Annotated in this window: 1 protein-coding gene; it reads right to left on the bottom strand. The window is 43.3% G+C overall.

The annotated features are described in order from the left end of the window. Window positions 1-110 precede the first annotated feature (110 nt). A complete protein-coding gene (gene ltrA / locus F6J99_RS44210; RefSeq protein ID WP_365975466.1) occupies window positions 111-1,838 on the bottom strand; it encodes a group II intron reverse transcriptase/maturase in 1,728 nt (575 codons plus the stop codon). Window positions 1,839-2,425: the final 587 nt, after the last annotated feature.

Here is a 2,425-nt window from a genome sequence, read left to right as displayed (position 1 = left end):
TCATTAAACTAAGCCGGAGAGTCGCCCCTCCGACTCGTCTTCAGAACCGTGCATGAAAGTTTCCTCTCACACGGCTCCTCGCGCAGTAGTCCCTTGTCAGTGGGTACTTCTCAGAACGGGTTTGAATCTAAATCGTCTGAATTAGAAGGTTTAGATTTTTGTCCATGTTTTTGGTCATGGCAGTGTAGATGTAACAACTCCAGATTTTTTATGAGGTTGCTTCCACCGTGTGCGCGTGGTATTATATGGTGCGTTTCCAGTTGGTCGCCATCTCGGAATTTTAGATGGCAGAATGTACATCTTCCTTCTTGTCTTTTGAAGAGTTTCCCCTTGTTTGTGGACAATTCTGGGTGTTTTTGCATTCTGTTTCCCCAGTAGGATAGGTCACCATCGAAAGGGCTTCGTGTTTCCTTGACTTTTACATGTCGAACGATTTCTGTTCTGGCATGTTTTGGAAGGTAGTTATCTTCCTCTGTCATGAATACCCAATTATCAATCTTTGGTTCTTTCCAGGTTTCTTTTGGTGTATATACCTTAGTTCCCCAGTACTTATCCTTAACCCAGGATTTTGACTTATTTGGATGTCTCCTTAATCCCCATCTTCTGAGTTTTTGATATAGACAGTTGTCTACCTTTGAGTAGGTTTTCTTGCTGACTACAGGTTTGTAATAGTTTGCCCATCCCTTTATTATGGGTTTGAGTTTCTCTATCACTGAGACTTGCTTAGCGGTTTTCATTTGGTTTATTTCTTTTGAAAGCCGCTTTACGTGTTCCTTAACTTTACTCTTGGATGGTTTAATGAGGGTTTTGAAACCGCGCTTTGAGTGGTGTTTTCCGACTTTGTATTGTCGGACGTTGAACCCGAGAAAGTCGAAACCTTCTAGTGTGTGGGTTATTTTTGTTTTACTTGGTTTCAGCTCCAGGCCAATGCCTTTCAACCATTCACTGATAATTGCTTGACTTTCTTCAACCACGGTTTTGGATGGGTGCATAATGACAAAGTCATCTGCATATCTGACCAGTGTAAGAGCTTGTCTGTTTGCTTTTTTACTCCCTTTTAACGTTTCGGCGTAGCTCTTTATGTGTTCTTCCATTCCGTGAAGGGCTATATTTGCCAGGAGTGGTGATATAATCCCACCCTGGGGGGTTCCCTCTTTTGTTTCGGAAAATCGTCCTTTATCTATTACTCCAGCTTTTAACCAATATTTGATTAATCGCTTCATAGATGGATAGGTATTAAGTTTTTCTAGCAGTTTTTGATGGTTGATTTTGTCGAAACATTTGGATATGTCAGCATCTAGTACCCATTTTTGGGCTTTATTGATACTGATGAATATTGCTCCAATTGCATCGTGGCATGACCTTCCTGGTCGGAATCCATAGGAGTTGGGTTCAAAGCGTGCTTCCCATTCTGGCTCTAAAGCCTGTTTGGTGAGTGCCTGGAGTGCTCGGTCGTAGATGGTAGGTATCCCTAGGGGGCGTTTCTCCGAACGACCTGGTTTATCAATCCAAACTCTGCGAGTTGGTTGAGGTTTCTTGTAGATGGTAAGGGAGGCTACTAAGGCGAGACGCTGCTTATTGGTTAAAGCTTTCTGTCCGTCTATTCCGGCAGTCTTTTTTCCCTTATTCTCTTGGGTTACCTTCCTAACCGCTAGCATTTTTGCTGACCAGGACTTCATCAAAGTCTTTTGTAGTTTTCTAACCACTCGCACGTCACCACGCTGAGAAGCTCTGTAGATTCGTTTTTGCAACTTAAAGATAGTGATTTCTAGCTTTCGCCAATTCACTTTCTTCCATTCCGACTGTGGGGTAAACCCCCGAGTTTTAGACTTTTTCATTGCTACTTGCAACTCCACATTCTACTAATCCGCGTGAGTCCGTGGGCATATCCAGTACATTACATACCGGCGTTAGCTTTCTGACTCAGTCTTTCCAACACAGACCATGCGGCTAACTACCTACTCAAGAATCGACCTTCTTGAGAGCATCTGTGTGGTTACTTCGTTCCTGATAACCATTCTTTGAACTTTTAGGATGATACTGTCCACCGGGAGATGAGGGAAATTCTAGTAAGGTGGCTAAACCTTCTAGCCTCTTTTGCTCCGTTAACTGTTTGTTTGTAGCGTGTCAGCCCGTTTCGCTACGTGGACATTGCGATGGTTCGGATGTATCTTTACTTTCGTTATCCATGAGTTCTTTTACCTGTTGGCGAAACCGCTTTGGGTTAGCAGTATTCCAACGTTCGACCCCGCTTTACCCTAAGGTTTGTTATTTCCTATTGAGTAGGGGTAGGGTTGTCACTCCAATTTCGAGAGGGCAGAATTTACATCTGCATGGTTATCAAGTTGTCAAGGTTCTTTTAGTCCCTTGCGGCTAATCCCCCTGAAACCCTTTCAGGTTAAGGTTTCTAGCCAACGAATCGCAC

It is taken from the genome of Moorena sp. SIO4G3 (genome assembly GCF_010692305.1).
In the GTDB taxonomy this organism is placed as follows: domain Bacteria; phylum Cyanobacteriota; class Cyanobacteriia; order Cyanobacteriales; family Coleofasciculaceae; genus Moorena; species Moorena producens_A.
This window is presented reverse-complemented; position numbering and strand designations above follow the sequence as displayed.

Excerpts from the sequence above, each read along its gene's own strand:
- ltrA (WP_365975466.1), bottom strand. The coding sequence starts at position 1,838 with ATGAAAAAGTCTAAAACTCGGGGGTTTACCCCACAGTCGGAATGGAAG.